General features: G+C 54.3%; 5 protein-coding genes and 1 pseudogene. All 6 read left to right on the top strand.

Annotated features, from left to right (window positions below):
* Positions 1 to 160: 160 nt before the first annotated feature.
* The 6 genes and pseudogenes from P1S59_13970 to P1S59_13945 all read left to right on the top strand — a co-directional run bounded on the left by P1S59_13970 (position 161) and on the right by P1S59_13945 (position 7,589).
* Entirely contained in the window at positions 161 to 958 is a 798-nt protein-coding gene (locus P1S59_13970; protein MDF1527340.1) for a fumarylacetoacetate hydrolase family protein, read from the top strand.
* A gap of 13 nt (positions 959 to 971) precedes the next feature.
* On the top strand, positions 972 to 1,982 hold the full coding sequence (gene pdxA / locus P1S59_13965; protein MDF1527339.1) for a 4-hydroxythreonine-4-phosphate dehydrogenase PdxA: 1,011 nt from the start codon (positions 972 to 974) through the stop codon (positions 1,980 to 1,982).
* A 7-nt stretch (positions 1,983 to 1,989) separates the two neighbouring features.
* The gene (locus tag P1S59_13960) at positions 1,990 to 3,168 is read left to right on the top strand and encodes an ABC transporter substrate-binding protein (protein MDF1527338.1); all 1,179 of its coding nucleotides are present in this window, start codon (positions 1,990 to 1,992) and stop codon (positions 3,166 to 3,168) included.
* 222 nt (positions 3,169 to 3,390) lie between these two features.
* On the top strand, positions 3,391 to 4,680 hold the full coding sequence (larA, locus tag P1S59_13955; GenBank protein ID MDF1527337.1) for a nickel-dependent lactate racemase: 1,290 nt from the start codon (positions 3,391 to 3,393) through the stop codon (positions 4,678 to 4,680).
* A gap of 329 nt (positions 4,681 to 5,009) precedes the next feature.
* A pseudogene (locus P1S59_13950) lies at positions 5,010 to 6,266 on the top strand (NAD-dependent malic enzyme).
* A 51-nt stretch (positions 6,267 to 6,317) separates the two neighbouring features.
* On the top strand, positions 6,318 to 7,589 hold the full coding sequence (locus P1S59_13945; GenBank protein ID MDF1527336.1) for an NADP-dependent malic enzyme: 1,272 nt from the start codon (positions 6,318 to 6,320) through the stop codon (positions 7,587 to 7,589).
* The last annotated feature ends 169 nt before the right edge of the window (positions 7,590 to 7,758 follow it).

The raw sequence follows: 7,758 nt of genomic DNA, 5'->3' as shown, positions 1-7,758 counted from the left end.
TAAGGAAAGGGAAAACGACGCTTTTCCCTTTCCGTGGAGCGAAAAGTCCCGGATTGGACTTTTTGCGACTCTATCAACAGTTAAGCCCTTAAGTGGACGCTGGGCAGTGGACTGTAAACCGTGAACTGTGAACCGTAAACTTAAAAGCGGGAAGTTTCCTATGCTCATCGCCCGGTTTCAATTACTTTCAAATAACAATGCGCTAACCTCGTCCTCTGAAATGAAAACCTGCTGGGGATTGGTCGAAGGGGATACGATCCTTACACTAAAATCCCCGCCCTTTGAGGGGATCGAACCAGCCAGGGAAAGGTTTCCCCTTTCCGAAGTGAGTCTTCTCGCTCCGGTATGTCCTTCCAAAGTTGTCGCCATTGGGTGGAACTACGAGGGTCACATCAGGGAATTGGGAAGCCCATTCCCTGATGAACCGCTCATCTTCCTCAAAGCCCCGTCTGCCATGATCGGGCACAATGCAAACATTCTTCTACCCCCCGAGTCCGAGCGTGTGGATTTCGAAGGGGAGCTCGCCATCGTCGTTGGCAGGAAGTGCCGAAGAATCAGCAGAGACCAGGCACGGGATGTCATCTTTGGATACACTGCTTTGAACGATGTCACCGCTAGAGATCTGCAGAAGAAGGACGGGCAGTTCTCGAGGGCGAAGAGCTTCGACACATTCTGCCCCGCAGGACCCTGGATCCAGACAGATCTGGACCCGGCAGCTGTTCGGGTGATGACCCATGTCAATGGAGAGCTCAGGCAGGATGACAACACCTCCACCATGCTGTTCGACCCTTACTATATCGTTGAGTATGTTAGCGCGGCCATGACTTTGTATGCCGGTGACATTATCGCCACTGGAACTCCTTCAGGTGTTGGTCCCCTCAGTCCCGGTGATGAGGTGACGGTGACAGTTGAAGGGATCGGCTCACTTACCAGCTTCGTCAAACCGGAGGTCATTTGAAAAGGCGCGAAGCATGAAAAGGAAATCAAACACTCGAGGGACCCAGCCGCTCCTTGCTATCACCATGGGCGATCCTTCCGGTGTCGGCCCCGAGATTATTGCGCTGGCTCTCGAGGAAGAGACCTTTACCCGGAACTGCCTGGTTGTAGGTGATCTCGAGCGTCTTAAAGCGGGTGCGAGGAAGGCAGGCAGTTCAACCCGTTACAAGGTCGTGGACCACCCCTGCAAGGCAGACAGTGACAACCTTGTTCCTGTCCTGAATGTTGGTCTTGCCAATCCGTCCATACCCTTCGGCCAACTCAGTGTACAGAGCGGAGAGTGCGCCTATCGGTGTGTTGTGAAGGCCATTGATCTGGCTATGGAGGGGACCGTGGACGCGATTGTAACCGCGCCGATCAACAAGGAATCACTTCAGCTGGCAGGATATATGTATCCGGGTCACACAGAATTGCTGGCTGAACGGACCGGAGCTGATGACACCGTCATGATGCTTGCCGCCGGCGCCATGAGGGTCCTTCATGTTACGACACACATACCTCTGTCCCAGGTTCCTGGTGACATCTCTAAAGAAAGGATCCTGAGAGTACTGCAGCTTGGGGATGAGGCGCTCAAAAAAATGGGCATCAAAAGTCCCCTGTTCGCTGTGGCCGGCCTGAACCCTCACGCGGGGGAGGGAAGTATTTTCGGTGATGAGGAGGAGCGTATCATCACACCCGCTATTAAGCTTGCCCGTGGCAGGGGGATCAGGGTCGAAGGCCCTGTCCCTCCAGATGTGGTGTTTTTGAAAATGCACCGCGGTAAGTACCATGCGATCATTGCCATGTACCACGATCAGGGACACATTCCCCTTAAACTTCTTGCTTTCGATTCGGGAGTGAACGTGAGCCTCGGACTTCCCATCATCAGAACATCGGTTGACCACGGTACTGCTTTCGATATCGCAGGAAAGGGTCTGGCTGACCCGGGAAGTCTTATGGAGGCGTTGAGACTGGCAGCTTCCATGGCCGGGTCAGTTCCCAAGTGAAGCCATTATGAACTGCCGATCCAGGACGACATCTTTTTTTCTGGCACTGTCTTTAGTAGCCATGCTTTTTTCGCCTGTTTTGACCAGGGCTCAAGGGGTGGCCATTGGGGTCATATTACCCATGTCGGGGACCCATGCCGCCTTCGGCCATATGCAGAAAAATTCCATGATCCTGGCCGCCGAGGAGATCAATGCCAGGGGTGGGATAAACGGAGAGTTGCTGGAACTGGATGTCCGGGACTCGGGAGGGCAGACCCGGAACGCTCGAGTCATTGTCGACCATTTTGTCAATGATAAACAGTACGCTGTTGTGCTTGGCGGTTTCAGTTCAAGCGTTGCGGCTGGTCTGGCCGATAAGTGTGAGCAAATGAGGATCCCCCTCATTGTGGTAACGGGATCGGAAGATGCTATAACCCTTCAGGATGACCGCTTTGTATTCAGAGTGGCGCCACCCCGTTCCAGGTATCCTGTGGCAGCTTTGGATTTTTACAGATCTGGCATTAACGGGAGCAGGGTCGTCCTCATTACGGAACAGTCAAATTATGGGGACGCCATGGCCCGAACAGTAAAACAGGCGGCCCGTGAATCGAGATGGACCGTTTCCGGTGAATGGAAATTCGAGACGGGTTCCCGGGATCTGGAGTCACTGTACTCCCAGGTTGCTGCGGCTGAACCGGACGCCATATTTCTCACGGCATTTCCACCCGATGGGCCCAAGATAATCGCCGAACTTCGAAAGAGTAATCCAAAGGCGGTTATTTTCAACCTGACTCCGGCTTCCACTATGGCAGGGTCATATGCCCAGTGCGGTTTAAACTGTGAAGGTGTTATGAACCCGTCACTCTGGTTTCCGGAAGCGGACAAGTCAGCCATCAGGTACCGTGAAAACTATCTGGCCAGGTTTGAGACGGAGCCTGATTACCATGGCGCGCAGGCCTATGGTGCTGTCTTGGTTGCGGCCCAGGCCATCAGAAAATCCGGTGTGGCTCAGCCAGAACCTGTCCGGGACGCGCTGGAGGGGATCTCAGTCAGCACACCCTACGGAAAAATCAGCTTCAGACAGTGGGGTGGTTTTGCCAACCAGAACGATCCTGGCAATTATCTCTTTCAATGGACGGGAAGCGGTTTTGAGGTAGTGTGGCCAAGTGAGTTTAAAACGGCTGAGCCGGTTATGCCGGTGCAGTGAAAAGATCACTCGACGCGGTGACGCGACGACGCAGCAACGCGGGGAATGAATCAGACACGGGGAAGCGGCGATTGGGCGACGCGGAGAGAAAAAAACGGTTGTCACACCGTGTCTCCGTGTCCTCGTGTCTCCGGATCAGATGGCTCTTTAAATTCCTCCGTGTCTCCGAGTCCCCGTGTCTCCGTATCAGGCGGTTTTATTTAGCCCTCGGAGCCTAACCCTATGTATTCCCTCCCTTACGGTAGATCTTCCATCGAAATACCGGACCTGTGGAATAAAGGGGCCACCGTCCTCTCCCCCGGGCCGTTTCCCGTTCCCAATCCCGAAAAAACAGTTACTCACGCTCTCGATCACCCTCTCGGCAATGTGACTCTCCAGGATCTGTGCAGCCCAGGTGACCGTATTGCCTGTGTGATCCCGGATCTTACCCGCCGGGCCTCCGTCAGCCAATACCTGCCCCTTCTCTTGCAGAAGCTTTCCGAAATCGGTGTCAACCCGAAGGATGTCATTATAATAGTAGCCCTTGGAATCCATCGCCCCCTGACCGATACGGAACTGAGCGAACTGGTGGGGGAAAAGGTTCGGGATAAGTACCGCATTGTCAATCACGATCCGGACGATAAGAGATCCAACATCTTCCTGGGAACAACAGATACCGGGATCCCTGTGGAAATCAATGAAGAGGTTGCAAAGGCAGATCGTGTAATTCTTACGGGAGGGATCACCTATCACTATTTTGCCGGATATGGCGGCGGAAGAAAATCGTTACTTCCAGGTGTTGCCTCCCGGAAGGCGTGTGAGGCCCACCACAAATTAGTGGTTTCATGGAGGCGCGGCGAACTGAGGGGTGAGTTGGCTCCTGGTGTCCTGATGGAGAACCCCGTTCACAGACAGATGCTCCAGGCCTGCACCTTCATCCCTCCCATTTTTATCCTTAACGTGGTCACAGAGCCTGGAGGTATGATCGTCGCAGCCTCAGCGGGGGAACTTGAAGCGGCTCATATGGATGCCTGCCGGAAGCATGATTCCTGGTTCAGAAAAGAGCTGCAGGCTCGGTCAAGACTGGTGATAGCCGGCAGCGGCGGTTACCCCAGGGATGTCAATTTCGTTCAGGCCCACAAAGGGCTCTTTGCTGCACATCAGGCAGTTGCCGGGGATGGCGTGGTATTACTTGCCGCTGATTGCGCCGAAGGTACGGGTCACCCGGATCTCCTGGACTGGTTCGACCGATGTCACTCCCAGTGCAAATGGCAGGATGAACTTGAGGCTCGTTACCAGATAAACGGGCAGACAGCCTTTTCCACGTGGTTAAGGGTTACATCGGTACCCACTGTACTTGTCAGCCGTTTGAACGGTTCAGATGTTGAAAGGATGGGGATAATCCCGGCAGATAATATGGAAGAGGCTCTGAAGGCTGCCCGGGAGATCCTGGGGGAACTGCCGGTGCCGGTGATAATCCCTGACGCGGGGGATGTCCTCCCGGTGGTAGGGAGTGCAGAGTGTAAAGTGTAGAGTGCAGAGAAGTACAAAGTGCAGGGTGCAAAGTGCAGAGTAGAACAGCAAACAAACATCCACGCTCTTGGGTCTTGTTGTTTTAATGTTTATCCTCTACACCCTACACTCTACACTCTGTTTGGCAACTCCAGCCCGCATATTGGCGGTTTGCTGCGGGCTGGAGTGTCTGCGGGCTGGAGTGGGCTGGAGTTGCCAAACAGAGTTGCCAAACATTATGGTTGATGTTAATTTTCGCATTTAGGCTCCAACGCTTGTGAATGACATGGGGCCCCGTCTTTTTGGGAGCCGGCTTGATACGGCTTTCATCCTTTTCCAAGGGAGAAGTAATGGCCACGAAGAAGACGAAGCCGGGTAAAACAGATAGTTCAGGCACAAATCAATACGGTCTGGATCTGAGGCTGAGAAACCAGGGCCTGATCGGTGTGGGCAGTAAGATCCCCATTAAGGATTCATCAGCATTAAGCCTCCTGTATACACCAGGTGTGGCCGCGCCGTGTCTGGAGATAGCCGAAAATCCCATCAGGTCCTACGACCTGACTTGTCGCGGAAACACCGTGGCAGTGATCAGCGACGGTTCATCCGTTTACGGGTTCGGGAATACAGGGCCTGAATCGGCGCTCGCCATGCTTGAGGGACGGTCCGTTTTTTTCAAGACCTTCGCGGGAGTGGACGCGTTTCCCATTGCCCTGAACACCCAGGATTGCGACGAGATCGTGGAGATATGCATCAGACTGGCCACTACCTTCGGCGGAATTGTCTTTGAGGACATTGCTGCCCCCAAGTGTTTTACGGTGGAACGTAACCTTAAGAAGGCCACAAGGATCCCCGTAATGCATAGTGAACAGCACGGCGGGGCCATTGCCGTATATGCGGCCGTCCTTAATGCTCTCAAGGTGGTCGGCAAGAAGCTGAGCAAGGTCAATATCGTGATCTCGGGGGCCGGCGCTGGCGGGATCGCAACAGCAAAACTGCTCCTGGCGGCCGGGGCAAAAGAGATCACCCTGTGTGACAGATACGGTTCCATATGCAGGTATCGCACCCAGCCGACGAACTGGGCCAAATCGGAGGTGTCCCTTTACACCAATACCTCCAGAAAACGGGGTTCTCTTAAGGATATGATGGTGGGAGCGGATGTTTACATAGGGCTTTCAGCGCCGGGTATCGTATCCAGGGAGATGGTCAAGAGCATGGCGAAGGGCGCCATCGTTTTCGCAATTGCAAACCCGATCCCCGAAATTATGCCCGATGAAGCCCTCAAAGCGGGCGCGGCAGTTGTGGGCTCAGGTAGGTCCGATTTTCCCAACGAGATCAACTCGGTGTACGTGGCTCCGGGAATCTTCAGAGGTCTTCTGGACGTGAGGGCCTGGAGGATAACTGAGGCGACCTACCTCTCTGTGGGGGAGACCATCGCCGGTCTGGTCCCGGAAGATAAGCTCAGTCCTGGATACGTGGTTCTCCCCATCTTCGATTTTCATGTGGCTGCAAAAGTGGCAAGGGTCGTTGCTGAAACGGCCATCGAGAGAGGTGATGCCAGAGTCGAAGTATCCCCCGCCGCCATTGAAGCCAAAACCCTCAAGATCGTGTACGAGAGCGAGTACACCGTACTGCCTCCGGTCCCGCCCCGAAAAAAGAATATGGATATCAATGAGGAATCCATTGATCTGCACCACCGGTACCAGGGGGTAATGGAGGTGAAGGTAAAGGTCCCCATTCGTGATGAGTACATTCTCAACAGGCTGTACCTTCCACCGGAAGCGGCCCAGGCAAGCCTGCTCCTGTCAAAGCATCCGGAGAAGGTCTACGACCTGACTTGCAAGGCCAACCTGGTCGCCGTAGTCTCCGATGGCAGTGCTGTCCTCGGTCTCGGAAACATAGGGCCCAGGGCGGCCATCCCTGTAATGGAAGGGAAATCAATACTTTTCAAGACCTTTGCCGGCGTTGAAGCTTTTCCCATCTGTATATGCACCCAGAATGCGGACGAGATCGTTGAGTTGGTAAAAGCAATCTCCCCCACCTTCGGCGGAATCAACCTGGAGGACATTTCCGCGCCCCGTTGTTTTGAGATCGAAGAGAGGCTCAAGAAGGAATTGGATATTCCCATCTTCCACGACGACCAGCACGGCACCGCTGTGGTGGTCCTCGCGGGCCTGATCAACTCCCTGAAGATCGTGGACAAGAAACTGTCCGATATCAAGGTCGTAATGAACGGGGCCGGAGCGGCAGCCATTGCTGTTACAAAACTTCTCATGGTGGCCGGTGCCCAGGACATAACCCTTTGCGATGAGTTTGGAACCGTCTTTGAGGGCAGAAAAGAAAAGATGAGCAGGATCATGGAAGAGATAGCTCAGATCACGAATCGGGACAACGTCAAGGGTGATCTTGCCAGTGTCATGAAAGGCGCGGACGTTTTCATAGGGCTTTCCGTGGGCAATACCGTCACCCAGGACATGATCAAAAGCATGGCCAGGGACCCGGTGGTTTTTGCCATGGCCAACCCGGTACCGGAGATCTGGCCGGATGAGGCCTACGCTGCAGGTGCCAAGGTCGTGGTTACAGGAAGGTCCGATTTTCCCAACCAGGTGAACAACTGCTCTGTCTTCCCTGGCATTTTCCGGGGAGCCCTGGACGTCAGGGCTACCGATATCACCAAAGGGATGAAGATCGCAGCTGCTGAGGCCATTGCCAACTTCATTTCTGATGACAAGCTTGAACCCGGGTACATCATTCCTCACGCTATGAATTTCAAGGTGCCTCCTGCAGTTGCAGCTGCGGTGGCCAAAGCAGCGGTGGAGGAGGGGGTGGCACGGATCAAACTCTCACCTGAGGAGGTTGCGGCCAATACCCTGGAGTACCTTTATGAGGGACATCTGCGGCACCTTAAGGGTGATATTGAGTCCACGAGATAGGATATCTCAATCCTGATGGACTCACTGGGAGTCCATCAGGCAGTCCCGCCGTGGGGCCCGCCAATAACAGGGCCAATTGTAAACCGGCTTGAAGTGAACTACCACGGGCTTACGCCCGTGGCACCCTTAAAGGCCAAGCTTCGCTTGCCCGCTGTCTTCTTCACCTTGC

The sequence above is a fragment of the bacterium genome, assembly GCA_029210965.1.
Classification (GTDB): Bacteria; BMS3Abin14; BMS3Abin14; order BMS3Abin14; family BMS3Abin14; genus JALHUC01.
The sequence above is the reverse complement of the archived record's forward strand: the minus strand, read 5'-3'. Positions and strand labels throughout refer to the sequence as shown.